Below are 25,924 nucleotides of genomic sequence, written 5' to 3' on the forward strand. Positions count from 1 at the left end.
TTGCGTCTTGCGCACCGAAGGCCGCCTTGGGTGCGTCTCGCGCACCGAAGGCCACATTGGGGCGCTCCGGTGACCGGCGCGTTCAAGGTCACCGTCCCGGCGTCCACGGCGAACCTCGGGCCGGGCTTCGACGCCTTCGGCATGGCGCTGGGGCTGCACGACGTCGTCGAGGTGCAGGTCGCAGGCAGCGGGCTGAAGGTCGAGGTCGTCGACGCCGGCGCGGGTGGCGTCGCCGACGTCCCGACCGACGAGACCCACCTCGTGTTCCGCGCGATCGAGCGGACCTGCGCGCACCTCGGCGTCGAGGTCCCCGGCCTGCACCTGCGCTGCTTCAACGCGATCCCGCACGCGCGCGGCCTCGGCTCGTCCGCGGCCGCGGTGGTGTCCGGCGTGGCCGCCGGGTACGCGCTGGCGGGACGGCAGCTCGACGCGTTCGAGGCGCTGCAGCTGGCCGCCGGCTTCGAAGGCCACGCCGACAACGCCGCGGCGAGCCTGTTCGGCGGGCTCGTCCTGGCCTGGTGCGAGGGCGGCGTCTTCCACGCCGAAACGCTCACGCCGCACCCGTCGATCCGCCCGGTCGTGGCGGTCCCGTCGGTGCGCTCGGCCACCGCGACTACGCGCGGCCTGCTGCCCGCGGTCGTGCCGCACGCGGACGCGGCGCACAACGCCGGCCGCGCGGCGCTCGCCGTGCACGCCCTGACGGCCAAGCCGGAGCTGCTCCTGGCGGCCACGGACGACCGGCTGCACCAGAGCTACCGGGCGCCCGCGTACCCGGCGAGCACCGAGCTGGTGGCGACGCTGCGTGCACAGGGAGTGGCGGCCGCGGTGTCCGGCGCCGGTCCGACGGTGCTCGCGCTGACCACGGCGGGAATACTGCCCGCGGGGGTCGGCGTTGAGGGTTTCGACGTCTTCGAGCTGCCCGTGGATCTCGCGGGTGTGCAGGTTGCGGCTCAGTAAAGGCTGGGTCACGTGCCTGCGGTAGGGGCCGCCACGCGGGGGGTGGTTGTTGCACCCGGCACCCGCGCGGTCTACCCTCGGGGGCGTTCGATCACCGTGCGTTTCCGCACCCGATGCCGGTCCTCTGGGATCGCATCCTTCGTCGATCCGCCGAATCCGCACCGCCTGGCAAGCGGGGTAACGCGGAGGGACGCAGGCGGGTTTCCGGTTTCGGCGGTGCCGAATTTCGTGTCCTCCGAATGGAGGACGCAAACCCCTGTGGTGGAGGCGCTCCAGCTGTGTTTCGCACGGCCGAAGAGCTCATCTCCCGTATCGGGGGGCAGATACGCCGGTTCGCGATCAGAAGCGAGCGGCAGTCCGCTGATCCGCCTGGAGGCGTGGATCGGTCAGGAAGGACATGTGTGAGCAACACCGATCTTTTGAGCGACGTGAGCGGCACGGCCGAGACGAACGGCACCGCCCCCGCTCCCAAGCGGACGGTCGGCGGGCTGACCGGTAAGACCGTCGCCGAACTGCGTTCGCTGGCTGGGGAGCTCGGCGTCGGCGAGACGACGGGCATGCGCAAGGGCGACTTGATCGCCGCGATCCGCGAGCGCCAGGGCAAGTCGCGCAAGCCGCGTGCGGCGGCCGAGACGCTGCCGCTGGAAGGCGTCGGCGAGGCCCCGAAGGCCGCGGCGGCCCCGAAGACCGAGGCGCCCGCCGCCCCGGTCGAGACCAAGCCGGAGCCGAAGGCCGAAGCGCCCTCGGCGCCGCCGTCGGACGCGCAGCCGCAGGCCGAGCGCCCGCAGCAGGACAAGCAGGACGGCCCGCAGGGCCAGGACGGCCAGCCCGAGGAGGGCGGCCGCAGCCGTCGTCGCCGCGGCTCCAACCGCGCCGCCGGCGCGCCCGACGGTCAGCAGCAGGGCCAGGGCGGCGAGCGCCAGCAGGGCGAGCGCCAGCAGGGTGGTGACCGGCAGCAGGGCGGCGGCAACCGCGACCGCCAGCAGGGCGGCAACCGCGGCGACAACCGCCAGGACGGCAACCGTCAGGACGGCAACCGCCAGCGCAACCAGCAGCAGGACGGCGGCAGCCGCGGCGGCCAGGACAACCGCAACCAGCAGCCGGACGACGACGAGGAAGGCGGCCGTCGCGGCCGTCGCTTCCGCGACCGTCGCCGCCGGGGCAGTGGCGGCGGCCAGCGCGAAGCCGGTTCGCCGGACACCGAGATCCGCGAGGACGACGTCCTGCTGCCCGTCGCGGGCATCCTGGACGTGCTGGACAACTACGCGTTCGTGCGCACCTCCGGCTACCTCGCCGGCCCGAACGACGTGTACGTCTCGCTGTCGCTGGTCCGCAAGTACGGCCTGCGCCGCGGTGACGCCATCACCGGCGTCGTGCGCCAGCCGCGTGACGGCGAGCAGCAGCGGCAGAAGTTCAACCCGCTGGTGCGCGTCGACTCGATCAACGGCCTGGAGCCGGACGAGGCCAAGCGGCGCCCGGACTTCACCAAGCTGACCCCGCTGTACCCGAACGAGCGGCTGCGCCTCGAGACCGAGTCGCACAAGCTCACCACCCGCGTGATCGACCTGATCATGCCGGTCGGCAAGGGGCAGCGTGCCCTGATCGTGTCGCCGCCGAAGGCCGGTAAGACCACGATCATGCAGGACATCGCCAACGCGATCTCCACGAACAACCCCGAGTGCCACCTGATGGTCGTCCTGGTCGACGAGCGTCCGGAAGAGGTCACCGACATGCAGCGCTCGGTGAAGGGCGAGGTCATCGCCTCGACCTTCGACCGGCCGCCGTCCGACCACACGTCGGTCGCGGAGCTGTCGATCGAGCGGGCCAAGCGCCTGGTCGAGATGGGTCACGACGTCGTCGTGCTGCTCGACTCGATCACGCGGCTCGGGCGTGCGTACAACCTGGCGGCCCCGGCGTCCGGCCGGATCCTGTCCGGTGGTGTCGACTCGACCGCGCTGTACCCGCCGAAGCGGTTCCTGGGCGCGGCGCGCAACATCGAGAACGGCGGCTCGCTGACCATCTTCGCCACGGCGATGGTCGAGACCGGTTCGACGATGGACACGGTCATCTTCGAGGAGTTCAAGGGCACCGGTAACGCGGAGCTCAAGCTGGACCGGAAGATCGCCGAGCGCCGGGTGTTCCCGGCCGTCGACGTCAACCCGTCGGGTACCCGCAAGGACGAGCTGCTGCTCTCGCCGGACGAGCTCGCGGTCACCGTGAAGCTCAGCCGGGTGCTGCACGCGCTCGACTCGCAGCAGGCGATCGACCTGCTGATCTCGCGGCTGCGCAAGACGAAGACGAACGTCGAGTTCCTCATGCAGGTCTCGAAGACCGCCCTCGGCGGCAGCGAAGACGACTGAGCGTGCTCATCGGAGGCCTTCCCGCCGCGTGTGGGGAGGCCTCCGGCACGGTCGGAATACCAGGTCAGCGGGGTGCGTTCCAGTGAACGTCAGCCCGTCTGGCAGAATCACCCGCTGAAGTCCGGCGCCGGTTCACCCCGTGAACGACTGGGGACCCGGAGCCAACGAGAGAGGACACCATGAAGAGCGGTATTCACCCCGAGTACGTGGTCACCGAAGTGAACTGCGACTGCGGAAACAGCTTCACCACGCGCAGCACCAAGACCAGCGGCAACATCCACGTCGAGATCTGCTCCAACTGCCACCCGTTCTACACGGGCAAGCAGAAGATCATGGACACCGGTGGCCGGGTCGCGCGCTTCGAGGCTCGCTACGGCAAGCGTCAGAAGAAGGACGCCGACGCCAAGTAGCTTTTTCCACGGCGCCCATCCGGTACTTCCGGGTGGGCGCCGTGTTTTTGTCTTCATCCCGGGCTGAGAGGTGGCAGAGGTGGATTCGAGCTCGCTCAAGGGGCTGCTCGCCGAACACGCGGAGCTGGAGCAGCAGCTGGCGGACCCGGCGGTGCACGCCGACCAGGCGCGCGCCCGCAAGCTCGGCCGCCGCTACGCCGAGCTGACCCCGGTGGTCCGCGCGGTCCACGAGCTCGACACCACCCGCGACGACCTCGCGGCCGCCCGGGAGATGGCCTCGGAGGACGCGGAGTTCGCCGCCGAGGCCGAGGAACTGGCCTCGCGCATCCCGGACCTGGAGTCGAAGCTCACCGAGCTGCTGCTCCCGCGCGACCCGTACGACAGCTCCGACGTCGTGATGGAGATCAAGTCCGGCGAGGGCGGCGAGGAGTCGGCCCTGTTCGCCGGCGACCTCCTGCGCATGTACCTGCGCTACGCCGAGCGCCACGGCTGGAAGGCGGAGGTCCTCGACTCGGTCGACTCCGACCTGGGCGGCTTCAAGGACGTCACGCTGTCGATCAAGACGAAGGCGGCCGAGGTCGACGGCGTCTGGTCCCGCCTGAAGTTCGAGGGCGGCGTCCACCGCGTCCAGCGCGTGCCGGCGACGGAGTCCCAGGGCCGGATCCACACGTCCGCGTCCGGCGTGCTGATCTACCCGGAGCCGGAGGAGGTCGAGGTCGAGATCGACCCGAACGACCTGCGCATCGACGTGTTCAGGTCCTCGGGCCCCGGCGGCCAGAGCGTCAACACGACCGACTCGGCGGTCCGGATCACCCACCTGCCGACCGGGATCGTCGTGTCCTGCCAGAACGAGAAGTCCCAGATCCAGAACCGCGCCCGCGCCCTGCAGGTCCTGCAGGCCCGCCTGCAGGCGATCGCGGAGGAAGAGGCGGCGGCGAAGGCGTCGGACGCCCGCAAGTCCCAGGTCCGCACGGTCGACCGCTCGGAGCGGATCCGGACGTACAACTTCCCGGAGAACCGGATTTCGGACCACCGGGTGAACTACAAGGCGTACAACCTGGACCAGGTCCTCGACGGCGATCTGGACGGCGTGCTGGACGCGTTGGCAACGGCGGACCGCGAGGAGCGGCTGGCGGCTTCGGCGGGCTGAGCCGGCGGGGCGGGGTCGCGAATGACTCATTCGCGGCCTCGGTGGTCCCCAATGACTCATTCGCGACCTTAGCGCGGGGGCCTGGCGGGCTACGGCGAGCGGCGGGCCGGTCGCGGGCTCCGCGGTCCGCGGTGCCGAGCTGTGTCCGGATCGCTGCCGCGCTTGAGTGGCTGGCTGCCTCGGCGGGCTGAGTGTCGGCGGCCGCGAGGGTCGCGAATGACTCATTCGCGGCCTCCGAGGTCCCCAATGACTCATTCGCGACCCCCGGAACCAGCGCCCCGACTCGAGCGGGCTAAGCCTTCGGCACCAGCCAGCACAGGCAGAACGGGTGCCCGGCCGGGTCGGCGTAGACCTGGAAGTCGTCGCCGGCCGTAGCCCCGCTCGCCGCCTTCAGCACCCGGGCACCCAAAGCCATTACGTGCTCGTGAGCTTCCGCGAAGTCCTCGACCCACAGGTCCAGGTGCACCTGCTGCTTCGTCCCGCCGTCCGGCCACTCCGGCGCGACATGATCGGGCGCGAGCTGCACCCCGACACGCGGGGCCCCGTCGACCAGGACCATGTGCCAGTCGCCGTCCTCGTCGACCTCGCCGCCGAGGACGCCCGCCCAGAAGTGGCTCTCGGGCGCCAGGTCGGCGGCGTCGAACGTGACGACCTGGTGCTTGATCCGCATCACCGGACCGCCGGCTGCTCCGGCTCGCGGAACGCGTCGAAGACCTCGGTCACTGGCTCTTCCTCGACCGCGGGCTCCTCTGGCCGCGCCCGGCGCGGGAAGAAGCTCAGGACCCCGAACGCGAACGCCAGCACCGTCGGGAACAGCGTCAGCAGCTGGTGCTTCACGCCCTCGACGCCCTCGCCGAGCGCCGACAGACCGAACTGGCCCACCGCGAACAGCAGCAGGAAGAAGACCACGATCCCGTATTCGCGGCGCGACCGGCGGAACGCCCGCACGCCGGCCCAGCCGATCAGCAGCCAGAACGGGACCAGCACGAACAGGCCCAGCGGGGCCGCCAGTGCGGACAGCCCCGAGAACACCGGGACGCGGAACTCCTGCGCCATCGGCGGCAGCCCGGACGTGTCGGCGAAGCTGCCCAGCCGCTCCGGGCGGGCCGTCAGCGTGTCGATCGCGCCCTGCTGGAGGATCTGGAGCGTGCGCTCCGGGTGCGCGGCGTAGTACTGGACCACGTTGCGGCGGCTGATCTTGTCGCGGAAGCCGTTGTAGTCCGCGTCCTTCCACGGGCTCGCTTCCCACCAGCCCGTGCCGATGAACTTCTTCGCGCTCGGGGGCAGGCCCAGCGCCGCCAGGTCGGCGTCCGTGTCGTGCTTGCCGTCCACGATGCTGTCGAACACCACGTGGTACATGTTCGCTTCGCGGTACTCGGCGTTGGCCGGGTCGCCGTGGGACTGGACCGCCGCCGTCCCCGCGCCCACGATCACCAGCACGCCCAGCGGCAGCAGCCACCGCGCCCATCCGCGTGCTCCGAGCGGCTTGACCAGCACCAGCGCCAGCACGAACAGCGGGATCAGCAGCAGCGTCTGCGACTTCGCGTTGATGCCGATCAGCGCGCCGAACACGGTCAGCGCCGCGCCCCAGTAGCGCCACGCGCCCGTGCGGTGCATCAGCAGCAGCCCGCCGGCCATCAGCAGCATCCCCAGGAAGCCGGCGCCCTCGCTGAGCACCGAGGCGAAGTAGCCGAAGAACGCCGAGTCGGCCATCACGAGCAGCAGCAGGACCGTGGCGATGACGCGGTTGCGGGTGCTCAGGTCGAGCGCGAGGACGGTCGCCGCGACACCCACTGCGACCAGCACGGCCGTGATCGAGCCGAGCACCAGCAGGTTGAGCTCCGCCGACGAGCCGAGGACCTTCCCGAGCTTGCTCGCGAACCAGTCGAGCCACGCCTGGCTCGAGATGTAGTCGCTCTTGCAGCCCTGGCCCGGCCCGTAGCTGAAGTGCACGTAGAACTCGGGTTTGATCTCGGTGTGCCGGCCGCCGAGGTCGCACAGCAGGCGCCAGCCGTCGCCGTTGTCGGCCATCCCGACCGGGCGCGGCACGAGGAACCGGAGCAGCAGGACGCCCAGGGAAAGGACGAAGACGCCCAGGCCGAAGCGCAGTTCACGGGATCGCACCCGGACCAGCGTACGAGATCACGCAGAGTCGGCGGGCGCTGCACCGGGAACGGGCGAAACCGGGCGGTGCCGGAACACGACGTAGTGGTAGAGCAGGTAGTTCCAGAACAGGCCGACGACGATCGCCGCACCCTTCGGCACCAGCACGTTCACGCCCGGGAACAGGTGGCTCACCAGCGTGATGACGCCGAACTGGACCACCCAGAGCCCGAAAGCGGTCACCGCGAAGAACAGCAGTGCCTGACGCCGGATGTCACCGTCCTTCGCCCGGAACGTGAAGTTCCGGTTCAGCGTGAACGACAGCAGCATGCCGGCTGTCGTCGAGAGGAAGTTCGCCACGAACACCGGCACACCGAGCGTGACCAGCAGCGCGTAGCCCAGCACGTCGACCAGCGTGTTGCCGATCCCGACGATCCCGAAGCGCAGCTGCGTGGACGTGACGATCCTCATCGGGCGGCGCTCCGGCTGTTCTCGTCGGTCTCGACGGGTTCGGGCAGGCCGGTGCGCACCGACGCCACCGTGTACAGCGGCCGGTTCTGCACCTGCGAATACGTGCGGCCGATGTAGCTGCCGAGCACGCCGAGCATGATGATCTGGATGCCGCCGAGGAAGAACATCGCGATGGTGATGAACGCCCAGCCGGGCACCGCGGTCTCCGGCGCGAACAGCTTCACGCCGACGACGTAGAGCACGCCGAGGAAGCTCAGCAGCGAGATCAGGTACCCCATCCGCGTGATCATCCGCAACGGCGTCGTGGAGAACCCGAGGATGCCGTCGGCGGCGAAACGCAGCATCTTCGTCAGCGGGTAGCCGGTGACGCCGGCGTGGCGCTGGTCGCGGTCGAACAGCACCGCGGTCTGCCGGAACCCGACGTAGCTGACCAGGCCGCGCAGGAACCGGTCGCGCTCGCGGTACTTGCGCAGCTCGTCGACGACCTTGCGGTCGACCAGCCGGAAGTCCCCGGTGTTCTTCGGGATGTCGACCGCGGCCATCTTCCGCAGGAACCAGTAGAACGCGCTCGCGGTGTACCGCTTGAACGGCGAATCCCGCCGCGACCGGCGCTGCGCGTAGACGACCTCGTAGCCCTCTTCCCACTTCTCGAGCAGCTCGAGCGCCACCCGCGGCGGGTCCTGCAGGTCGCTGTCCATGATCACCACGGCGTCCGCGTCGACCAGGTCGAGCCCGGCGGTCACGGCCATCTGGTGCCCGAAGTTGCGGGAGAGCTCGACGACGGTCACCCGTGCGTCGCGGGCGGACAGCTCGGCCAGCCGATCGAGCGAACCGTCGCGGCTGCCGTCGTCGACGTAGAGGAAGCTGAAGTCGTAGCGCCCGGCCAGCGGCGCGGTGACCTCGTCGACCGTGCGGTGCAGCAGCTCGATGTTCGCTTCCTCGTTGTAGATCGGGAAGACGAACGCGACCCGGCGGCGCGTGGTCGGCTCGGTCGGCACTGGCGCTCCCGTGGGTCGGCGTCTCGGGCATCCTAGGGTCCGGCGACGGCCTCGGCGAACGTGGTCATCCGCTGCTCGAAGGTCTCCGCCGGGCCGAAGTGGACGGCCACCGCGTCCGCCCCCGCCAGGATATACGCGCGGAATCGCGCCGTCGCGGAGTCGAGATCGGTCCCGTCCCACTCCATTCTGGCGGTGACCCTTGTTTCGCGGCCGTTTGTCATGGCCGTGAGCTTTCCGGCGCGCTCGCCGACCTCGGCGGGGGAGAGCCCGGCGCTGAACCAGCCCGCGCCGACCCGGACGGCCCGGCGCAGCGCGGCCGCGGAGTTGCCGCCGACGGTGAGGGGCACCGGCCGCGCCGGCCGCGGCTCGAAGTACCCGCCGCCGGGACCGCGGCCGGTGCGGAACAGCTCGGCGAGCAGGTCCAGGGCCGCGTCGGTCTGCTTTCCTCGGCTGCCGAAGTCCACGCCCACCTCGGCGAACTCCGGTTCGTTCCAGCCGGCGCCGACCCCGAGGTCGAACCGGTGCCCGGACAGCCTCGCCAGCGTCGCGGCCTGCTTGGCCAGCGCGAACGGCTCCCGCAGCGGCAGGATCAGCACCGCCGTCCCGAGCCGGATCCGGCTGGTCACCGCGGCGAGGTGGGCGAGGGTCACCAGCGGCTCGTGGACCCCGCCGAACACCTCGCCGAAGGGGCCGGGCGGGATCAGGTGGTCGGGCAGCCAGGCGGCGCGGTAGCCGAGCTCCTCGGCGCGGCGGGCGAGCTCGGCGATCCGGGCGGGCTCGACGTGCGGCTGCTCGTTCGGCAGGACGACTTCGAGGTCCGGGAAATGTTCGGTCATGACGGCGACGTTAGGCATTCACATCGGTGTGAAGGTCAACCGTTCAGGGGGTGGGAGTGCGGATCGGCGAGCTCGCGGAACGCACCGGCGTCAGCACGCGGCTGCTGCGCTACTACGAGGAGCAGGGCCTGCTCGCGGCGTCGCGCGACGGCAACGGCTACCGCGCCTACGACGAGGACGCCGTCGTGCGGGTCCGGCAGATCCGCCGCCTGCTCGCGGCGGGGCTGAACACGGAGGTGATCTCGTCGGCGCTGCAGTGCGCGAGCGGTGAGGAGGCGCACCTCGACCTGTGCCCGGAGCTCGCCGGCCTGCTGCACCGGGAGCTGCGCGCGATGGACGACCGGATCAGCGCCCTGCAGCGGCGGCGCGGCGAGCTGGCCGGGTACTTGTCCGCCGAGCCGTGAGGGTGCCTCGATACGCTGGACGGCGTAGGACCGGCGCGTGTCCTCACGGGGGAGTTCCGCCTGGTGTGCCAGGCTTGACGAGGTGAAGGACGACGAGTGAATCGGCAGCCGCTGCGCCTGGCCATCATCGAGGCCACCCGGATCCTCGAGCGCGCGGGCGTGTCCTCGCCGCGGTTCGACGCCGAGGTGATCGCCGCGCACGTGCTCGGGGTCGAACGCGGCCGGCTGCCGATGGTGCCGCTGGTCGACCCGCCGGTCATCGAGGCCATCGGCCAGCTCGTCCAGCAGCGCGCGAAACGGATCCCGCTGCAGTACCTGACCGGCTGGGCCGCGCTCGGCGAGATCACCGTCGCCGTCGGTGCCGGGGTGTTCGTGCCGCGGCCGGAGACCGAGCTGCTGCTCGAGTGGGGCGTCAAGTTCCTGCAGGGGCGCGAATTCCCGGTGGTGGTGGACCTGTGCACCGGGTCCGCCGCGCTGGCCCTCGCGGTCGCGCACGCGCGGCCGGACGCGGTCGTCTACGCGGTGGACGTCGACCCGCAGGCGCTGGCCTGGGCGCGGCACAACGCGGACGTCCACGCCGACGCGGGCAACACCCCGATCCGGCTGTACTCGGGTGACATCAGCGACCCGACGATGTTCGCCGAGCTCGACGGCCTGGTCGACCTGGTGCTGTGCAACCCGCCGTACGTCCCGGAGGGCACGTCGGTGCCCCCGGAGGTGGCCGAGCACGACCCGCCGCGGGCGGTGTTCGCCGAGGAGAGCGGCCTGGCGGTGATCCGCCACGCGATCGCGGCGGGCGCCCGCCTGCTGCGTCCCGGCGGCGGGCTGGCCATCGAGCACGACGACACGCACGGCTCGGCGGTGCCCGCGCTGGTCCGGGCCCGGCGGGTGCTGACCGGCGTCGAGGGCCACACGGACTTGACCGGCCGCCCGCGGTTCGTCACGGCGCGCCGGCTGGGCTGAGCGGCGCGGCAAAGGTCTTGAATGAGTCGTTCAGGACCTCCGAAGACCTGAATGACTCATTCAAGACGTCACCGCTGCCGTAGTCCGGGAGGGGACCCACCAGCCGGTGAGCCCCCTCCGCGGCGTCGTCAGAAGCCGAAGGCCGTGCAGCTCGCCGTCGCCGTCTTGGCCGGGTCGCTCACCGACGTCGCCGTCAGCTTCACCCGGGCCGTGAAGTCGCCGCCCTGGTCGCGCTTCGCGTACGCCGGGACCTTCACGTGACCGCCGAACTTCGCCGTCGTCAGCTCGTTCGGCAGGCGGACCGCCCAGCCCTTCGCGTCCGTCGACACGCTCAGCCGGTAGGTGTCCGTGTCGTACGGGGCCTGGGCCCCGCGGGCCGAACCCGTGTTGAGCAGGCCGAAGTCGCAGGTCGCGAGTCCGCCGCGGGCGAACGCCGGCGGGGCCGGGGTCACCGCGGCGCCGCGCGCCTGGGTGCCCGAGCCGTCCAGCGAAGCGACCGTGACCGTGTACGACAGGATGCCCTTGCGGTCCCGGGCGAGGTCGGTGATCAGGAACCGCAGCCGGTTGGCCTGGTCGGTGTACTCGTACGGGCTCGCCGCCTCCGTGCCCGCCTTGAACAGGGCGTCGTTGAGCTGCCGGTAGTCGCCGACGGTGATCTTCACGGGCGTGCCGTCCGGCTTCGTGTAGTCGGTGATGCCGATGTCCTGCGGGTTCGCGTCGATCACCCAGTCGAAGGGCGCGTTGTCCTTGTTTTTCGTCTTCGTGATCAGCACGCCGGAGTCGGGCGCGAAGGAGTCCGCGCCCATCCGGTCCACGACCTCGACCGTGTAGTTGTCGTAACCGCCGCCGTCGCAGAACGGGTCCTTCGCCCGGTCGCACTTCGGTGCCTTGTCGCCGCCGGTGAGCTTGATGTTCAGCCCGGTGAACGCGCCCGGCTGCGCCTCGGTCTCCCGCGCGGTGAGGCGCGCGGACACCGGACCGGTCGAGGCCAGCTGGTCCCGGTCGAGCTGCAGCACGTCCGCCGGGTCGACGATGCCGAGCTTCAGCTTGTTGCGCAGCTGGTGCTGGGCCCCCATCGAGCTGCCCTGCGTCGCCGGGATCATCCAGCGCGTGTGCGGACCGCCGGGACCGTTGAACGTACCGCGCGACAGCATGTCCCACGGTCCGCTGTAGGAGCGTGACGGCGGGGTGCCGAACGGGTTGTTGTAGTTGTCGCCGATGCCCAGGATGTGGCTGAACTCGTGCGCGTAGGTCGACTGGCCGGAGCTCTCGGCCTGCACCGAGCTGCCGTCCTGGGCGTTGGGCCAGATGCTGGCGGCCGACGCCCACGACGTCCACGGCACGTACCGGGTCGCCGCGTAGTTGGGCAGGTCGCGGTTCGGCGGGCCGAACGCGTCGGGCACGTTCTCCTTGGTGCCGAACTTCATCTCGCCGAACTCCTGCCAGGTCGAGCTCTCGTCCTGGCCGGCGGAGAGGTAGAAGACGAAGTCGAACTGCTTGGCCGCGTCACCGACGTCGGCGCGCCACGCGTCGCCGGCGTCCTTGCGGATGTCCCGCGCGCAGTTCGCCCCGGGCGGGCAGGCGGACGGCTGGAACTCCATGCCGTACTCGTAGGACTTCCCGGGCATCCGGTACGGCCCGAACGCGGTCAGCTGCACGCCGAAGCGGCCGCCGGAGTCCTCCATCCAGTACTCGTTGATGGTGTGCCCGTTGTTGAGCGCCTCGGGCTTGTTGAGGAAGTCCTGGTAGTACTTCGCGACGCCGGCCCGCGGGATGTTCGCGGCGGCGGGGCCGGGGTTGCCGAAGATCGTCGAGTTCGCCGGCTTGGTGACGACGAAGTCCTGGTCCGGGTAGTCGGCGAGCACGACGGCGCCCTTGAACGTGCGCTGCGTCGGCTGGAGGGCGGGGTCGGCCCAGTTCGTGCCGGGGATCTTCTTGTAGTCGGACCAGGTCATGTGGTCCTGGTTCTCCCACCGCGCGGAGTCGATGGGGGCGGGCCAGCCACGGGTGAGCGGCTCGGCCGCGGCGGTGCCCGCGCCGAGCCCGGTCAGCAGGGCGGCCGCGGCGAGCAGGGCGAGCGCCTTCGGGGTTCTGGAACGCATCTGCGGCTCCTTCACTGGGAACCCACGGGGATTTGCCGGTTCCCGGTGATCGACCGTATTGAGCCGCGCTGCCGGAGTTCTGCCTCGCGGCGAGGTTTACCCGCTTGCCCCACGACGAAAGTCTGGCCGGCGGCCCGGTCCGAGCGGTGTTCCCGGGAAGCCGGGCGGTGCCGGCTGCTGCTGTGGTGCCGCGAATGACTCATTGGGGACCTCCGAGGTCCCCAATGAGTCATTCGCGACCTTGGTGGAGCCGCTGTCACGACGTGCGCGCCGCGCGGACCGGGCGCGCCGAGCCGGGTCATGGCGGCGGGCGCTGTGGACAACTCCGGCCCCGCGCGCCGCGCGCGCCGGAAACTGTCGGTGCTCGCCGGTAGCGTGGAAGACGGGGGCGCCTCCGGGCGGCGCGGGGTGTGACGCGGCGAACGCCCCCTCCGGCGGCCGGACTACGCTTGGGTGCCATGAGCGTGGTCTACGACTGCAGCAAGCGCGACACCCGCGCCGACGGGCTGACCGCCGCGGCGGGTGCGGTGCGGTCGAGCAGGCTGGTCGTCCTGCCGACCGACACGGTCTACGGCATCGGTGCCGACGCGTTCGACGCCGGTGCCGTCCAGGCGCTGCTGCGCGCGAAGAACCGCGGCCCGGACATGCCGGTCGGCGTGCTCGTCGGGTCCTGGTCCACTGTGGACGGCCTGGTGCTCGGCGTCCCGCCGCAGGCGCGCGCGCTCATCGAAGCCTTCTGGCCCGGCGATCTGTCCATCGTGCTCCCGCACGCGCCGAGCCTGCAGTGGAACCTCGGCGACGCCCGCGGCACCGTGATGCTCCGGATGCCGCTGCACCCGGTGGCGCTGGAGCTGCTGCGCGACGTCGGCCCGATGGCCGTGTCGAGCGCGAACGTCTCCGGGCGGCCGCCGGCGAGCACCGCGCAGGAGGCGCAGGAACAGCTCGGCGACTCGGTCGCGGTGTACCTCGACGGCGGGTCGAGCGGCGAGCCCGTCGCGTCGACCATTGTGGACCTCACGGGCACCGAACCGGTGGTGCTGCGCGAGGGTTCGGTCGCGAAGACGGCGGTCGCGGAGGTGCTCGGTGTACCCGCGGAATCGTTGGCCTGAAGCCGGATCAAGGTCCCAGCCGCGGCACGATAGCGTGTCGCGGGTGACCCCGACCCCGCGAGCGTGACGCACCCGTGCCGCCCACATCCGGTCTCCTCCCCATCCGGGAATACATCCTCGTCGCGCTGACCGCGACGGCCGTGACCTACTTGCTCACCGGCCTCGTCCGGCGGCTCGCCATCCGCGTCGGCGCGATCGCGAACCCGCGGGCGCGCGACGTCCACGTCGCCCCGATCCCGCGGATGGGCGGGATCGGCATCTTCCTCGGCGTCGCGGGCGCGATGGGCCTCGCCCACCAGCTGCCCGCGCTGTCGCACGGTTTCGACGCCTCGTTCGACTCGGTCGGCGTGCTGCTCGCGGCGGGCGTGATCTCGCTGATCGGCGCGCTCGACGACCGGTTCGAGCTCGACGCCTGGACGAAGCTGGCCGGCCAGGTGATGTGCGCCGGGATCCTGGTCATCTTCGGCGTGCAGTGGGTGTCGTTCTGGGTGCCGTGGGGCGGCAGCGGCGACTCGTTCGGCTCGGTGCTGGTGCTCGACAAGAACCAGGGCGCGCTGCTCACGGTCGTGATGGTCGTGGTGATGGTCAACGCGATGAACTTCGTCGACGGCCTCGACGGCCTGGCCGGCGGCCTCGGCTTCATCGCGGCGGCGGCGACGTGCGCGTTTTCGCTGGGACTGCTGGACAGCTCCGGCGGCGACGTCGGCACCTACCCGCCGGCCCTGATCGCGGCCACGCTCGCGGGAGCGTGTCTGGGTTTCCTGCCCTACAACTTCCAACCGGCGAAGATCTTCATGGGCGACTCGGGCTCGATGATGATCGGCCTGGTGCTCGCGGGTGCCACGACGTCGGCGTCCGGCCGCGTGCCGTACCCGCAGTTCAGCGGCAAGGACGCGATCGCGCTGCTGTCGCCGCTGGTGGTCGTGGCGGCGGTGCTGTTCGTGCCGATGCTGGACCTGATCATGGCGGTCGTCCGCCGCACGCGCCGGGGCGAAAGCCCGTTCGCGGCCGACAAGATGCACCTGCACCACCGCCTGCTGGAGATCGGCCACTCCCAGCGCCGCGCGGTCCTGCTGATCTACTTGTGGGCCGGGATCCTGGCGTTCGGCGCGGTGTCGGTGACGCTGTTCGACGACGCCGCGGCGCTGTGGATCATCGGCGTCGGGCTGGTGTTCGCGGTGGTGGTTTCGATCGTGCCGAGGCTGCGCTCGCGCAACCAGGCGGGCACCTGACCGGCGGCGTTCTCTACACTCGGTGGCGAACCGAGCAGGGAGTCAGCCGTGAGCGAGACCGAACCGCAGGACCAGGAAAACCCGCACGCCAAGGTGGTGCTGCAGGCGGCCCGCGCGATGACGAAGGCCTCGCTGCTGGTTACCCCGCCCGCCGTACTGGTCTGCATCGCGCTCTTCAGCGTCATCTACGGGCTGCACGGCTTCCTGGGGTCGCTCGTCGGCGGCGTGCTCGCCATGCTCGCGTCGCTGTCCACGCTGGGCATGATGAAGTTCAGCGCGGGGCAGGACCCGATGTTCGTCATGGTCATCGCGCTCGGCGGGTACGTCGTGAAGGTCGTCCTGCTGTTCGGCGCGCTGACGCTGCTCAAGGGCGTCACCGCGCTGCACCCGCTTTCGCTCGGGATCACCATGATCGTCGCCATCCTGCTGGCCGCCGCGGCCGAGTTCGCGGCCTTCCGCAAGACCAAGATCCCGACGATCATCCCGTCCTGACGCCGGTCCGTTTTGCCCGGCTGTTCCGTTACCCTGGGTGAACCCTGCCTCGGCCGCAAGAGTGTGACCGGTGCCACACGGGGTGTTCGGGACGAGGTGACCCGGGACCCGTCAACTGGGCCGTTCCGGAGTGGGTCCCGCACCGGTCCGGACCGAGGTCCCGGGTGGACCCGGGACCTAAGTCCTGGGCTGATCGGTGGGTATGGAGTACGCGTGTACGGCACTGATTGACCTGCTGGTATGGTCCGCGTCAAGGGTGGCGGCCTCGGCCGCGCACTCCCTAAGACGAACCGCGATCAGCAGTGTGGCGACCGTGTAGTTCCGCCTCGCCAACCGCTGGTCCGAAGTAGACCGCAGGGCAGTGTTCACGCGAGAGAACCCCGTGTGCAGAACGTGAAGGTGTGTTCTGCGGACAGTGGGGTAGCCGCCTCCGACGTCCCGATACGTATCGGGTACGTTAAGTCCAGATCGTGACGATTCCCCCGGCGGAGTGAACGCCGGCCGGGAGAACCGGAAGGAGCCCAGTGGGCGCGCTGGTTTTGGCCGAGGGTGCGGTATTCGCGCCGCCCGGCGCCGAAAGCTTCGAGTTGCCGGCGCTGTTTGGCAACGTCACCAAGCCGATGCTGCTCGTCGTGGCCTCGGTGGTCATCATCGCGACGTACTTCCTGCTGGCGACCCGCAAGCTTCAGGTCGTCCCGAGCAAGGGGCAGTTCGTAGCGGAGTCGATCTACGACTTCAGCCGCAACAACATCGCGCGTGAACAGATCGGCTCGAAGGACTTCAAGCCGTACGTTCCCCTCGTTTTCGCACTGTTCACCTTCGTGCTGGTGAACAACCTCTACGGGATCATCCCCGTCCTGCAGTTCCCGACCATGGCGCGCTTCGGTTTCCCGGTCGCGCTCGCGGTCCTCGTCGTCTACCCCGTGTACCACTACGCCGGGTTCAAGCGGCACGGCTTCGCCGGCTACTTCAAGAAGGAACTCGCCCCGCCGGGCGTTCCCAAGGCGGTGCTGCCGCTCTTCTCGCTGATCGAGTTCGCGGAGAAGTTCTTCCTCAACCCGCTGACGCTCGCCATCCGTGTTTTCGCCGCCATGTTCGCGGGTCACCTGATCCTGGCGGTGTTCACGCTCGGCGGCACCTTCCTGCTGACCGAGACGTCGGGCTGGGCGCTGAAGCCGGTCTCCCTCGTGGCGTGGATCTTCGCCATCGGGATGACGTTCCTCGAGGCCTTCATCCAGGTGCTGCAGGCCTACATCTTCGCCCTGCTGTCGGCTGGGTACATCGGCGCCGCGCTGGCGTCGGAGCACTGAGAACACAAGCCCCCGATCCGCGCGAGCGCGTGGACCGAAGTGAAGGGAAATGCACGTGAGCAACATCGTTCTGGCCCAGGCCGCGGAGCAGGCCGTCAACATCAACCCCGGTCTCGCCGCCATCGGTTACGGCCTGGGCGCGATCGGCCCGGGCATCGGTGTGGGTCTGATCTTCGCGGCCGTCATCAACGGCACCGCGCGTCAGCCGGAGGCGCAGGGCAAGCTGCAGGGCATCGGCTTCTCGACCTTCGTGCTTACCGAGGTGCTCGCCCTGATCGGCATCGTCATCTACTTCATCGCCTCCGCCGCCTGAGTTTCGGCTCATCGCTTTAAGGAGACGCCGTGCTGAACAGTGCCTTGGTCCTCGCCGCAGAGGGCGAAACGCACAACCCGATCATCCCCGACATCTCGGAGCTGATCCTCGGCATCGTCGCCTTCCTCATCCTGCTGTTCATCCTCAAGAAGTACGTCGTCCCTCGCTTCGAGGCCGCGTACGAAGAGCGTGCGCAGAAGATCGAGGGTGGCATCGAGAAGGCCGAGAAGGCCCAGGCCGAGGCCGAAGAGGCGCTGGCCAAGTACAAGGCCCAGCTGGCCGAGGCCCGGAGCGAGGCCGCCAAGATCCGTGACGACGCCCGGCTCGAAGCCGAGCAGATCAAGGCGGAACTGCGGGCCGAGGCGGAGGCCGAGTCCCAGCGGATCGTCGCTCAGGGGCAGGCCCAGCTGCAGGCCCAGAAGGCGCAGATCATCGCCGAGCTGCGGGCCGACATGGGCCGCAACGCCGTCGAGCTGGCCAGCCGCATCGTCGGCGAGTCGCTCGAGGACGAGGCGCGCCGCCGCGGCACCGTCGACCGGTTCCTGGCGGAGCTGGAGACCGCCGGTGCCTCCAACGGAGCGGGGAAGTAGCCAGAAATGACGCTGCATGCTGCGAGCCGTGAAGCGCTCGGCCTCGCCGAGGAACGCCTCGGCGAGGTTCTGGCCGACGCGGGAGCCGACGCGGCCACGGTCGGCGACGAGCTGCTCTCGGTCGTCGACCTGCTGGACCGGGAGATCGGCCTGCGCCGGGCGGTGAGCGACGCCTCGGCGACGCCGGAGGCGCGCACCGCGCTGGTGCGCCGGCTGTTCGACGGCAAGCTGTCCGAACCGGCCCTGAAGGTGCTCGACGCCGTGGCGGGCAGCCGCTGGTCCAGCCCCCGTGAGCTGACCGACGGCCTCGAGTCGCTCGGTCGCTCGGCCCTGCTCACCTCGGCCGAGAAGACCGGGAACGTCGACACCGTCGAGTCCCAGCTCTTCCAGGTCGCGCGGGTGGTGGCCAACCACCCTGAGCTGGAGAAGGCGCTGTCGGACCTGACCGGTTCCGCCGACGCGAAGCGCACGCTGGTGCGCGGGCTGTTCGCCGACAAGGTGGACGTCGTGACCGAGACCCTCGTCGAGCAGGTCGTCCGCCGGGCCAAGGGCCGCGGCGTCGGCGTCGGGCTCGACAAGCTGGTCAAGCTGGCCGCCGAGCGGCGCCAGCGCTCGGTCGCCTACGTGACCAGCGCGAACGCCCTGTCCGACGAGCAGACCGCCCAGCTGGGCGAGAAGCTCAACGGCATCTACGGGCGGCCGATCGCCCTGCACGTCGAGATCGACCCCCGGCTCGGCGGCGGTCTCGTCGTCCGCGTCGGCGACGAGGTCATCGACGGGAGCGCGGCGGGTCAGCTCGCGGCGCTGCGCAGGCGGCTGGCCCGGGCATAGCCCCAGGTCACACAAGACTTTGCATACTGGCAAGAACGAAGCGAGAGCGGGAAAGACATGGCCGAGCTGACGATCTCCTCGGATGAGATCCGTAGCGCGATCGAGAACTACGTCTCGAGTTACGCCCCGGACGTGAGCCGGGAAGAAGTTGGCGTCGTGATCGACGCGGGTGACGGTATCGCCCACGTCGAGGGCCTCCCCTCGGCCATGGCCAACGAGCTGCTCGAGTTCCCCGGCGGCGTCCTGGGCGTCGCACTGAACCTGGACGCGCGCTCCATCGGTGCCGCGATCCTCGGTGACTTCGAAAGCATCGAAGAGGGCCAGCAGGTCAAGCGCACCGGCCAGGTCCTGTCGGTGCCGGTCGGCGACGGCTACCTCGGTCGCGTCGTGAACCCGCTGGGTGCCGCCATCGACGGCCTCGGCGAGATCGAGACCACCGAGCGCCGCGCGCTGGAGCTGAAGGCCGCCTCGGTGGTCGAGCGCCAGCCGGTGTCCGAGCCGCTGCAGACCGGCATCACCGCGATCGACGCGATGACGCCGATCGGGCGCGGCCAGCGCCAGCTGATCATCGGTGACCGCAAGACGGGCAAGACCGCCGTCGCCGTGGACACGATCATCAACCAGAAGGCCAACTGGGAGACCGGCGACCCGAAGAAGCAGGTCCGCTGCATCTACGTCGCCGTCGGCCAGAAGGGCTCGACGATCGCCGCGGTCAAGAAGTCCCTCGAGGACGCGGGCGCGATGGAGTACACCACCATCGTCGCCGCTCCGGCCTCGGACTCCGCCGGCTTCAAGTGGATCGCGCCCTACACCGGCTCGGCCATCGGCCAGCACTGGATGTACGAGGGCAAGCACGTCCTCATCGTGTTCGACGACCTGACCAAGCAGGCCGACGCCTACCGCGCGATCTCGCTGCTGCTGCGCCGCCCGCCGGGCCGCGAGGCGTTCCCCGGCGACGTCTTCTACTTGCACTCCCGTCTCCTCGAGCGGTGCGCGAAGCTCTCGGACGAGCTGGGCGCCGGCTCGCTGACCGGGCTGCCGATCATCGAGACCAAGGCCAACGACGTGTCGGCCTACATCCCGACGAACGTCATCTCGATCACCGACGGCCAGTGCTTCTTCCAGTCGGACCTGTTCAACGCCGGTCAGCGCCCGGCCATCGACGTGGGTATCTCGGTCTCCCGCGTGGGTGGTGCCGCGCAGGTCAAGGCGATGAAGTCGGTCTCGGGCTCGCTCCGGATCGACCTGTCGCAGTACCGCGAGCTGGAGGCCTTCGCGGCCTTCGCCTCGGACCTCGACGACGCCTCCAAGGCGCAGCTCGAGCGCGGTGCCCGGCTGTACGAGGTGCTCAAGCAGCCGCAGTACTCGCCGGTCCCGGTCGAGGAGCAGGTCTGCACGGTGTGGCTGGGCACGAACGGCCACTACGACTCGGTCCCGACCGAGGACGTCCGCCGCTTCAACCAGGAGTTCCTCGACTCGCTCCGCCGCAAGCACGACGACATCCTGGGCGCGATCCGCGACTCCGGGAAGTTCGAGGACGAGACGGCCGACAAGCTGGTCGCCGCGGTGAACGAGTTCAAGAAGGAGTTCACGACCTCCGAGGGCAAGCCGCTCGAGGAGAACGCGGACGCCATGGAATCCGACAAGGTCGGGCAGGAGACCGTCAAGGTCAACAAGCCCGCGCCGAAGAAGTGAGCTGGTAGCTCATGGCCGCACAACTCCGGGAACTCCGGTCGCGCATCAAGGCGACCAAGTCGATCGGCAAGATCACCAAGGCGATGGAGCTCATCGCCACCGCGCGCATCACCAAGGCGCGGGCGCGGGTCGCCGCTTCCCGGCCGTACGCCGACGAGATCACGAAGGTGCTCTCGGCGCTGGCCGGCGCGGCCACGACGCTCGACCACCCCATGCTGGTCGAGCGCCCGAACCCGAAGCGGGCCGCTGTCCTGGTCGTGACCAGCGACAAGGGCCAGTGCGGTGGGTACAACTCCAACGTGCTGCGCGCGACCGAAGAGCTGCTGGCCCTCCTCCGCGAGGAGGGCAAGGAGCCGCAGGTCTACGTCACCGGCAACAAGGGGCTGAACTACTACCGGTTCCGGGGCCGCGAGGTCGTGGACGGCTGGACGGGCTTCTCCGACCAGCCGGGCTACGCGAACGCGGTCGCGGCCGGTGACGCCCTGGTCGAGTCGTTCATGCGGGGTGTCGACGACGAGCACGGCAACGCCGACGGCGTCACGGGTGTCGACGAGATCCACGTCGTCTACACCGAGTTCGTGTCGATGCTGACCCAGCGGCCGACCGCCAAGCGCGTCGCGCCGCTCGAGGTCGAGTACTCCGAAGGCGAAGAGGAGAAGCCCGCCGGGCTGCTCCCCAGCTACGAGTTCGAGCCGAGTGCCGACAAGCTGCTGGACGCCCTGCTGCCGAAGTACATCAACACGCGGCTCTACGCGGCGCTGCTCGAGTCGGCGGCGTCCGAACTGGCTGCCCGCCGGACGGCGATGAAGGCCGCGTCGGACAACGCGAACGAGCTGGTGGGCAACCTGACGCGGGAGATGAACCAGGCCCGCCAGGCGCAGATCACCCAGGAGATCTCCGAAATCGTCGGTGGCGCGAACGCGCTCACCGCAGCAGGAAGTGATGATTGATGACCAGTACTGAAGCCCCGCGCGCCAAGGGGCGCATCGTCTCGGTGACCGGGCCGGTCGTCGACGTCGAGTTCCCGCGCGGTTCCGTTCCCGACCAGTTCAACGCGCTCAAGGTCGACATCGAGTTCGAGCAGCTGCGCAAGACGGTGACCCTCGAGGTGGCCAGCCACCTGGGCGACAACCTCGTCCGCACCATCTCCCTGCAGCCGCAGGACGGCCTGGTGCGCGGCGCCGAGGTCACCGACACCGGCGGCCCGATCACGGTCCCGGTCGGCGACAAGGTCAAGGGCCACGTCTACAACGCCCTCGGTGAGTGCCTCGACGAGCCCGGCTACGGCGAGGACCTCGAGCGCTGGGGCATCCACCGCAGTGCGCCGTCCTTCGACCAGCTCGAAGGCAAGACGAAGATGCTGGAGACCGGCCTCAAGGTCGTCGACCTGCTGACCCCGTACGTCGAGGGTGGCAAGATCGGCCTGTTCGGCGGTGCCGGCGTCGGCAAGACGGTGCTCATCAAGGAGATGATCACCCGCGTCGCCCGGAACTTCGGTGGTACCTCGGTGTTCGCCGGCGTCGGCGAGCGCACTCGTGAGGGCAACGACCTCTTCCTGGAGATGTCCGAGGACGGCGTCATCAACGACACCGCCCTCATCTTCGGCCAGATGGACGAGCCGCCGGGCACGCGCATGCGCGTCGCGCTGTCGGCGCTGACCATGGCGGAGTACTTCCGCGACGTCCAGAACCAGGACGTGCTGCTGTTCATCGACAACATCTTCCGGTTCACCCAGGCCGGTTCCGAGGTCTCGACCCTGCTGGGCCGCATGCCTTCGGCCGTGGGTTACCAGCCGACGCTGGCCGACGAGATGGGGCAGCTGCAGGAGCGGATCACCTCGACCCGAGGCCGTTCGATCACCTCGATGCAGGCGATCTACGTCCCCGCGGACGACTACACCGACCCGGCCCCGGCCGCGACGTTCGCCCACCTGGACGCGACCACCGAGCTCTCGCGTGGCGTGTTCCAGAAGGGCATCTTCCCGGCGGTGGACCCGCTGGCGTCGACGTCGACGATCCTCGACCCGGCCATCGTCGGTGAGGACCACTACCGTGTCGCCTCCGAGGTCATCCGGATCCTGCAGAAGTACAAGGAACTGCAGGACATCATCGCGATCCTCGGTATGGACGAGCTCTCGGAAGAGGACAAGCTCACCGTTCAGCGCGCGCGCCGCATCGAGCGGTTCCTGTCGCAGAACATGCTGGTCGCCGAGGCGTTCACGCAGATCCCGGGCTCGACGGTGCCGCTGTCGGAGACGATCGAGTCGTTCGACCGCATCACCAAGGGTGACTTCGACCACTACCCGGAGCAGGCGTTCCTGGGTATCGGTGGCCTCGAAGACCTCGAGAAGAAGTACAAGGAAATCACCAAGAAGTGATCTCGTGAGCTCGGCGGGGGCAGTGTCCACTATGGACTCGCGCCCCCGCCGTTCTCATAGCTTCGGACAGACCTATTACACTCGGGAGTAACACCCCGAGCTAAGGAGTGCTACGTGGCTGAGATGTCCGTGGAGCTGGTGGCCGTCGAGCGCCGTCTCTGGTCGGGTACCGCCACTTTCGTGGTGGCCCAGACCACCGAGGGCGAGATCGGCATCATGGCCGGCCACGAACCCGTGCTCGGGCAGCTCGTCGAGGGTGGCGTGGTCAAGGTGACGACCACCGACGGCGAGACGGTCTGCGCGGCCGTGCACGGCGGTTTCCTGTCGGTCACCGCCACCGGGGTCAGCATCCTGGCCGAGAGCGCCGAACTGTCCGACGAGATCGACGTCGACGCGGCGAAGGCGGCTTTGAACGCCGACGACGAAACCGAGCGGACGAGGGCAACGGCCCAGCTCCGCGCGGCGGGCAAGTCGGCCTGAGCGCGAGACGGGCAGGAGCCGGGCCGTGAAGATCACCGTGGTGGTAGTCGGGCTCCTGATCGTGCTCGCCGTGCTGGTCGCCTGGTACGGCCAGCGGTGGATCCGGATGCGCCGCGGTGGGGGCGTGAGCGTCGCGCTGCGGTGGCGTCCGGACGCCGCGCGGTCCAGCTGGCACCTGGGGCTGGGCCGCTACGAGGGCGACGAGTTCGTCTGGTACCGCGTGTGGAGCCTGCGGACCGGCCCGGACCGCGTCTTCCAGCGGGAAAGCATGCAGATCGCCGACCGGCGCGACCCGTCCGGGAGCGAGGCCTACGCCGTTCCCGAAGGCTCGACCGTGCTGCGCTGCGAGTCGGAAACCCAGGAAGCGATCGAGATCGCCATGGGCCCGGGTGCGTTGACGGGTTTCCTGTCGTGGCTCGAGTCCGCCCCGCCCGGGCGACGCCTGCCCCGCGCCTCCTGACTTGTCTCGCGGTGTTTGTCTCAAACCGAGACAGCCATCGCCGCCGATTTGGCTTACGGTTGAACGCATGATCTTCATCGTCGTCAAGTTCCCGGTGAAGCCGGAGCACGCCGAAGCCTGGCCGGAAATCGTCGCCGACTACACCGCGAACACCCGCGCCGAAGACGGCAACCGCTTCTTCGAATGGTCGCGCAGCCTCGAGGACAAGAACACCTACGTGCTGGTCGAGGGCTTCGACGGCCAGGACGCCGCGGTCGCGCACGTCGGCTCCGACCACTTCAAGTGGGCGGTCGAGAACCTCGGTGCCTACATCAGCGACCACCCGCAGATCATCAACGTCCAGGACGCCTCCGACTGGGGCCCGATGGCCGAGATCTCGCCCCACTAAACTGGGGTCCGTGACCCTCGTCGAGATCCCCGGCTCCAAGTCCGTCACCGCCCGCGGCCTGTTCCTGGCCGCCGCCGCGCACGGCACCACGACCCTCGGCCGTCCGCTGCACTCGGACGACACCGAGGGCTTCGCCGAGGGCCTCGCCGAGCTCGGTTACCGCGTCGACCGCCAGCCGGGCGCGTGGACCATCGAGGGCCGCCCGTCGGGTCCGGGCGTCGCTTCCGCCGACGTCTTCTGCCGCGACGGCGCCACGACGGCCCGGTTCCTGCCCGCGCTGGCCGCAGCCGGCACCGGGACGTTCCACTTCGACGCCTCCGACCAGATGCGCCGCCGCCCGCTCGGGCCGCTGACCGACGCGCTGCAGGAGCTGGGCGTCGACCTCGAGTTCGGCGGCGAGCCGGGCCACCACCCGCTGACGGTCCGCGCGAACGGCGTCAAGGGCGGCGACCTGACCCTCGACGCCGGGCTGTCTTCGCAGTTCCTGACCGCGTTGCTGCTGCTCGGGCCGCTGACCGCGGAGGGGCTGCGGATCACGGTGACCGACCTCGTGTCGGTGCCCTACGTCGAGATCACGCTCGAGATGATGCGCCGCTTCGGCGTCGACGTCGGGCGTGAGGGGAAGACGTTCGTCGTCCCGCCGACGCCGTACCGGGCCTGCGAGTACCCGGTGGAGCCCGACGCGTCGACGGCGAGCTACTTCCTCGCCGCGGCGGCGGTCACCGGCCGCACGGTGACCATCCCGGGGCTGGGCTCTTCGGCGCTGCAGGGCGACGTCCGCTTCGTCGACGTGCTAGACCGGATGGGTGCGCACGTCGAGCTGGCCGAGGACTCGGTGACGGTCGCGGGCCCGTCGGACGGCCTGCGCGGGGTCACGGTGAACATGCGCGACATCTCCGACACCGTCCCGACGCTGGCGGCGATCGCGCCGTTCGCTTCGGGCCCGGTGCGCATCGAGGACGTGTACAACACGCGCATCAAGGAGTGCGACCGGCTGGACGCGTGCGAGGAGAACCTGCGCGCGCTGGGCATCGAGGTGGAGACGGGTCGCGACTGGATCGAGATCCAGCCGGGCACGCCGTCCGGCGCCCTGATCAAGTGCCGCCGGGACCACCGGATCGCGATGGCGTTCAGCATCACCGGCCTGCTCACCGACGGCATCACGCTCGACGACCCGGACTGCGTGAAGAAGACGTTCCCCGGCTTCCACCAGACACTGGCCGACTTGCGTACGCAGTGGGCCTCGTGAGTGTTTAGTCGGGTTCTAACCCGACTAAACACTCACGACAACCTGCACCGAGCGCTACTGGGGCTGCCCGCCCGGCTGCCACAGCACGTCACCCTCGGGGTTCGCCAGCCGGGCGAGGATGAACAGCAGGTCCGACAGCCGGTTCAGGTACTTCACCGCGATCGGGTTCGTCGTCTCCGGCTCGGCCTCGTACAGCGCCCACGCGCTCCGCTCCGCACGCCGGGAGACCGTGCGCGCCTGGTGCAGGAACGCCGCGCCCGGCGTGCCGCCCGGCAGGATGAACGACGTCAGCTTCGGCAGCCGCTCGTTGAACTCGTCGCACCAGCCTTCGAGCCGCTCGACGTACTTCTCCGTGATCCGCAGCGGCGGGTACGGCGGGTCGTCGGAGATCGGCAGGCAGAGGTCGGCGCCGACGTCGAAGAGATCGTTCTGCACCACACGCAGGACGTCCGCGATTTCGCCGGTCAGCTGCCCGACGGCGATCGCGAGGCCCAGCACCGAGTTCGTCTCGTCGGTGTCCGCGTACGCGCCGAGGCGGGCCGAGGTTTTCGGCACGCGGGACCCGTCGCCGAGCGCGGTCGTGCCGCTGTCGCCGACCTTCGTGTAGACGCGGTTGATGCGAACGACCATGAACCCACCATAGC

27 protein-coding genes are annotated in these 25,924 nt (G+C 69.9%); 20 read left to right on the forward strand and 7 right to left on the reverse strand.

The features are described from left to right. Nucleotides 1-69 precede the first annotated feature (69 nt). The 4 genes from thrB (at nucleotide 70) to prfA (ending at nucleotide 4,877) form a co-directional block, all read left to right on the forward strand. Nucleotides 70-957: a homoserine kinase gene (gene thrB, locus SD460_RS14350; protein WP_290056172.1), complete on the forward strand. Its 888-nt coding sequence runs from the start codon at nucleotides 70-72 to the stop codon at nucleotides 955-957. A gap of 401 nt (nucleotides 958-1,358) precedes the next feature. Continuing rightward, nucleotides 1,359-3,317: a transcription termination factor Rho gene (rho, locus tag SD460_RS14355; protein WP_290056171.1), complete on the forward strand. Its 1,959-nt coding sequence runs from the start codon at nucleotides 1,359-1,361 to the stop codon at nucleotides 3,315-3,317. 179 nt (nucleotides 3,318-3,496) lie between these two features. Further along, on the forward strand, nucleotides 3,497-3,727 hold the full coding sequence (gene rpmE, locus SD460_RS14360; protein ID WP_086863515.1) for a 50S ribosomal protein L31: 231 nt from the start codon (nucleotides 3,497-3,499) through the stop codon (nucleotides 3,725-3,727). A 79-nt stretch (nucleotides 3,728-3,806) separates the two neighbouring features. Further along, nucleotides 3,807-4,877 (forward strand): peptide chain release factor 1, encoded by a 1,071-nt coding sequence (gene prfA, locus SD460_RS14365; RefSeq protein ID WP_290056170.1) that lies wholly within the window; start codon nucleotides 3,807-3,809, stop codon nucleotides 4,875-4,877. A gap of 292 nt (nucleotides 4,878-5,169) precedes the next feature. On the opposite strand, the gene SD460_RS14370 is transcribed toward prfA, so the two are convergent. Genes SD460_RS14370 through SD460_RS14390 form a run of 5 tightly spaced genes read right to left on the reverse strand, consistent with a single transcriptional unit; the run spans nucleotide 5,170 to nucleotide 9,285 of the window. Continuing rightward, the gene (locus SD460_RS14370; protein WP_290056169.1) at nucleotides 5,170-5,547 is read right to left on the reverse strand and encodes a VOC family protein; all 378 of its coding nucleotides are present in this window, start codon (nucleotides 5,545-5,547) and stop codon (nucleotides 5,170-5,172) included. Then, the gene (wsfD, locus tag SD460_RS14375) at nucleotides 5,547-7,001 is read right to left on the reverse strand and encodes a glycan biosynthesis hexose transferase WsfD (protein ID WP_290056168.1); all 1,455 of its coding nucleotides are present in this window, start codon (nucleotides 6,999-7,001) and stop codon (nucleotides 5,547-5,549) included. Before wsfD ends, SD460_RS14370 begins: the two co-directional genes overlap by 1 nt. An 18-nt stretch (nucleotides 7,002-7,019) precedes the next feature. Next, nucleotides 7,020-7,451, reverse strand: coding sequence for a GtrA family protein (locus SD460_RS14380; protein ID WP_290056167.1), 432 nt, complete (start codon nucleotides 7,449-7,451; stop codon nucleotides 7,020-7,022). After that, nucleotides 7,448-8,449, reverse strand: a complete 1,002-nt coding sequence (locus tag SD460_RS14385) for a glycosyltransferase family 2 protein (protein WP_290056166.1) — start codon at nucleotides 8,447-8,449, stop codon at nucleotides 7,448-7,450. Before SD460_RS14385 ends, SD460_RS14380 begins: the two co-directional genes overlap by 4 nt. Before the next feature lie 32 nt (nucleotides 8,450-8,481). Further along, nucleotides 8,482-9,285: a TIGR03619 family F420-dependent LLM class oxidoreductase gene (locus tag SD460_RS14390; protein ID WP_290056165.1), complete on the reverse strand. Its 804-nt coding sequence runs from the start codon at nucleotides 9,283-9,285 to the stop codon at nucleotides 8,482-8,484. Nucleotides 9,286-9,341: 56 nt separating this feature from the next. On the opposite strand from SD460_RS14390, the gene SD460_RS14395 reads away from it, so the two are divergent. Together SD460_RS14395 and prmC are read left to right on the forward strand one after the other, a co-directional pair. Then, complete coding sequence (locus tag SD460_RS14395) at nucleotides 9,342-9,689, forward strand: MerR family transcriptional regulator (protein WP_290056175.1); 348 nt, start codon at nucleotides 9,342-9,344, stop codon at nucleotides 9,687-9,689. Nucleotides 9,690-9,785: 96 nt separating this feature from the next. Beyond that, nucleotides 9,786-10,652 (forward strand): peptide chain release factor N(5)-glutamine methyltransferase, encoded by an 867-nt coding sequence (gene prmC / locus SD460_RS14400; RefSeq protein WP_290056164.1) that lies wholly within the window; start codon nucleotides 9,786-9,788, stop codon nucleotides 10,650-10,652. A 128-nt stretch (nucleotides 10,653-10,780) separates the two neighbouring features. Here the strand turns inward: prmC and SD460_RS14405 are convergent, their stop codons facing one another. Then, nucleotides 10,781-12,754, reverse strand: a complete 1,974-nt coding sequence (locus tag SD460_RS14405; protein ID WP_318306235.1) for a M6 family metalloprotease domain-containing protein — start codon at nucleotides 12,752-12,754, stop codon at nucleotides 10,781-10,783. A 458-nt stretch (nucleotides 12,755-13,212) separates the two neighbouring features. Between SD460_RS14405 and SD460_RS14410 the strand changes: the two genes are divergently transcribed. From SD460_RS14410 to aroA, 14 genes are all read left to right on the forward strand, one after another. Next, nucleotides 13,213-13,863 (forward strand): L-threonylcarbamoyladenylate synthase, encoded by a 651-nt coding sequence (locus SD460_RS14410; protein WP_290056162.1) that lies wholly within the window; start codon nucleotides 13,213-13,215, stop codon nucleotides 13,861-13,863. A gap of 74 nt (nucleotides 13,864-13,937) precedes the next feature. Then, nucleotides 13,938-15,095, forward strand: a complete 1,158-nt coding sequence (locus SD460_RS14415; RefSeq protein WP_318306236.1) for a glycosyltransferase family 4 protein — start codon at nucleotides 13,938-13,940, stop codon at nucleotides 15,093-15,095. 48 nt (nucleotides 15,096-15,143) lie between these two features. Continuing rightward, nucleotides 15,144-15,587, forward strand: coding sequence for a Cg1360 family ATP-synthase-associated protein (locus SD460_RS14420; protein ID WP_290056160.1), 444 nt, complete (start codon nucleotides 15,144-15,146; stop codon nucleotides 15,585-15,587). A gap of 524 nt (nucleotides 15,588-16,111) precedes the next feature. Continuing rightward, nucleotides 16,112-16,897: a F0F1 ATP synthase subunit A gene (gene atpB / locus SD460_RS14425; protein WP_290056159.1), complete on the forward strand. Its 786-nt coding sequence runs from the start codon at nucleotides 16,112-16,114 to the stop codon at nucleotides 16,895-16,897. Between the two features lie 55 nt (nucleotides 16,898-16,952). Further along, nucleotides 16,953-17,210, forward strand: a complete 258-nt coding sequence (locus tag SD460_RS14430) for an ATP synthase subunit C-like protein (RefSeq protein ID WP_026468506.1) — start codon at nucleotides 16,953-16,955, stop codon at nucleotides 17,208-17,210. A 29-nt stretch (nucleotides 17,211-17,239) separates the two neighbouring features. Next, the gene (locus SD460_RS14435; RefSeq protein WP_318306237.1) at nucleotides 17,240-17,800 is read left to right on the forward strand and encodes a F0F1 ATP synthase subunit B; all 561 of its coding nucleotides are present in this window, start codon (nucleotides 17,240-17,242) and stop codon (nucleotides 17,798-17,800) included. Between the two features lie 6 nt (nucleotides 17,801-17,806). Then, on the forward strand, nucleotides 17,807-18,631 hold the full coding sequence (locus SD460_RS14440; RefSeq protein ID WP_290056157.1) for a F0F1 ATP synthase subunit delta: 825 nt from the start codon (nucleotides 17,807-17,809) through the stop codon (nucleotides 18,629-18,631). A gap of 57 nt (nucleotides 18,632-18,688) precedes the next feature. Further along, nucleotides 18,689-20,326, forward strand: a complete 1,638-nt coding sequence (gene atpA, locus SD460_RS14445) for a F0F1 ATP synthase subunit alpha (protein WP_290056156.1) — start codon at nucleotides 18,689-18,691, stop codon at nucleotides 20,324-20,326. A gap of 11 nt (nucleotides 20,327-20,337) precedes the next feature. Then, nucleotides 20,338-21,276: a F0F1 ATP synthase subunit gamma gene (locus tag SD460_RS14450; RefSeq protein ID WP_290056155.1), complete on the forward strand. Its 939-nt coding sequence runs from the start codon at nucleotides 20,338-20,340 to the stop codon at nucleotides 21,274-21,276. Continuing rightward, nucleotides 21,276-22,703 (forward strand): F0F1 ATP synthase subunit beta, encoded by a 1,428-nt coding sequence (gene atpD / locus SD460_RS14455; RefSeq protein WP_290056154.1) that lies wholly within the window; start codon nucleotides 21,276-21,278, stop codon nucleotides 22,701-22,703. The genes SD460_RS14450 and atpD overlap by 1 nt, the downstream gene beginning before the upstream one ends. 114 nt (nucleotides 22,704-22,817) lie before the next feature. Beyond that, the gene (locus tag SD460_RS14460) at nucleotides 22,818-23,183 is read left to right on the forward strand and encodes a F0F1 ATP synthase subunit epsilon (RefSeq protein ID WP_290056153.1); all 366 of its coding nucleotides are present in this window, start codon (nucleotides 22,818-22,820) and stop codon (nucleotides 23,181-23,183) included. Between the two features lie 25 nt (nucleotides 23,184-23,208). Beyond that, nucleotides 23,209-23,643, forward strand: coding sequence for a DUF2550 domain-containing protein (locus SD460_RS14465; RefSeq protein ID WP_257918441.1), 435 nt, complete (start codon nucleotides 23,209-23,211; stop codon nucleotides 23,641-23,643). 67 nt (nucleotides 23,644-23,710) lie between these two features. Then, on the forward strand, nucleotides 23,711-24,031 hold the full coding sequence (locus tag SD460_RS14470; RefSeq protein ID WP_290056152.1) for a putative quinol monooxygenase: 321 nt from the start codon (nucleotides 23,711-23,713) through the stop codon (nucleotides 24,029-24,031). A 10-nt stretch (nucleotides 24,032-24,041) separates the two neighbouring features. Continuing rightward, complete coding sequence (gene aroA / locus SD460_RS14475; protein WP_318306238.1) at nucleotides 24,042-25,280, forward strand: 3-phosphoshikimate 1-carboxyvinyltransferase; 1,239 nt, start codon at nucleotides 24,042-24,044, stop codon at nucleotides 25,278-25,280. Between the two features lie 54 nt (nucleotides 25,281-25,334). On the opposite strand, the gene SD460_RS14480 is transcribed toward aroA, so the two are convergent. Further along, complete coding sequence (locus SD460_RS14480; RefSeq protein ID WP_290056150.1) at nucleotides 25,335-25,910, reverse strand: cob(I)yrinic acid a,c-diamide adenosyltransferase; 576 nt, start codon at nucleotides 25,908-25,910, stop codon at nucleotides 25,335-25,337. Nucleotides 25,911-25,924: the final 14 nt, after the last annotated feature.

Origin of the sequence: Amycolatopsis solani (assembly GCF_033441515.1) — a bacterium.
GTDB classification, from domain to species: Bacteria; Actinomycetota; Actinomycetes; order Mycobacteriales; family Pseudonocardiaceae; genus Amycolatopsis; species Amycolatopsis solani.

Excerpts from the sequence above, each read along its gene's own strand:
- rpmE (WP_086863515.1), top strand. The coding sequence starts at position 3,497 with ATGAAGAGCGGTATTCACCCCGAGTACGTGGTCACCGAAGTGAACTGC.
- SD460_RS14370 (WP_290056169.1), bottom strand. The coding sequence starts at position 5,547 with ATGCGGATCAAGCACCAGGTCGTCACGTTCGACGCCGCCGACCTGGCG.
- SD460_RS14380 (WP_290056167.1), bottom strand. The coding sequence starts at position 7,451 with ATGAGGATCGTCACGTCCACGCAGCTGCGCTTCGGGATCGTCGGGATC.
- SD460_RS14390 (WP_290056165.1), bottom strand. The coding sequence starts at position 9,285 with ATGACCGAACATTTCCCGGACCTCGAAGTCGTCCTGCCGAACGAGCAG.
- SD460_RS14405 (WP_318306235.1), bottom strand. The coding sequence starts at position 12,754 with ATGCGTTCCAGAACCCCGAAGGCGCTCGCCCTGCTCGCCGCGGCCGCC.
- SD460_RS14410 (WP_290056162.1), top strand. The coding sequence starts at position 13,213 with ATGAGCGTGGTCTACGACTGCAGCAAGCGCGACACCCGCGCCGACGGG.
- SD460_RS14440 (WP_290056157.1), top strand. The coding sequence starts at position 17,807 with ATGACGCTGCATGCTGCGAGCCGTGAAGCGCTCGGCCTCGCCGAGGAA.
- atpA (WP_290056156.1), top strand. The coding sequence starts at position 18,689 with ATGGCCGAGCTGACGATCTCCTCGGATGAGATCCGTAGCGCGATCGAG.
- SD460_RS14450 (WP_290056155.1), top strand. The coding sequence starts at position 20,338 with ATGGCCGCACAACTCCGGGAACTCCGGTCGCGCATCAAGGCGACCAAG.
- atpD (WP_290056154.1), top strand. The coding sequence starts at position 21,276 with ATGACCAGTACTGAAGCCCCGCGCGCCAAGGGGCGCATCGTCTCGGTG.
- SD460_RS14470 (WP_290056152.1), top strand. The coding sequence starts at position 23,711 with ATGATCTTCATCGTCGTCAAGTTCCCGGTGAAGCCGGAGCACGCCGAA.
- SD460_RS14480 (WP_290056150.1), bottom strand. The coding sequence starts at position 25,910 with ATGGTCGTTCGCATCAACCGCGTCTACACGAAGGTCGGCGACAGCGGC.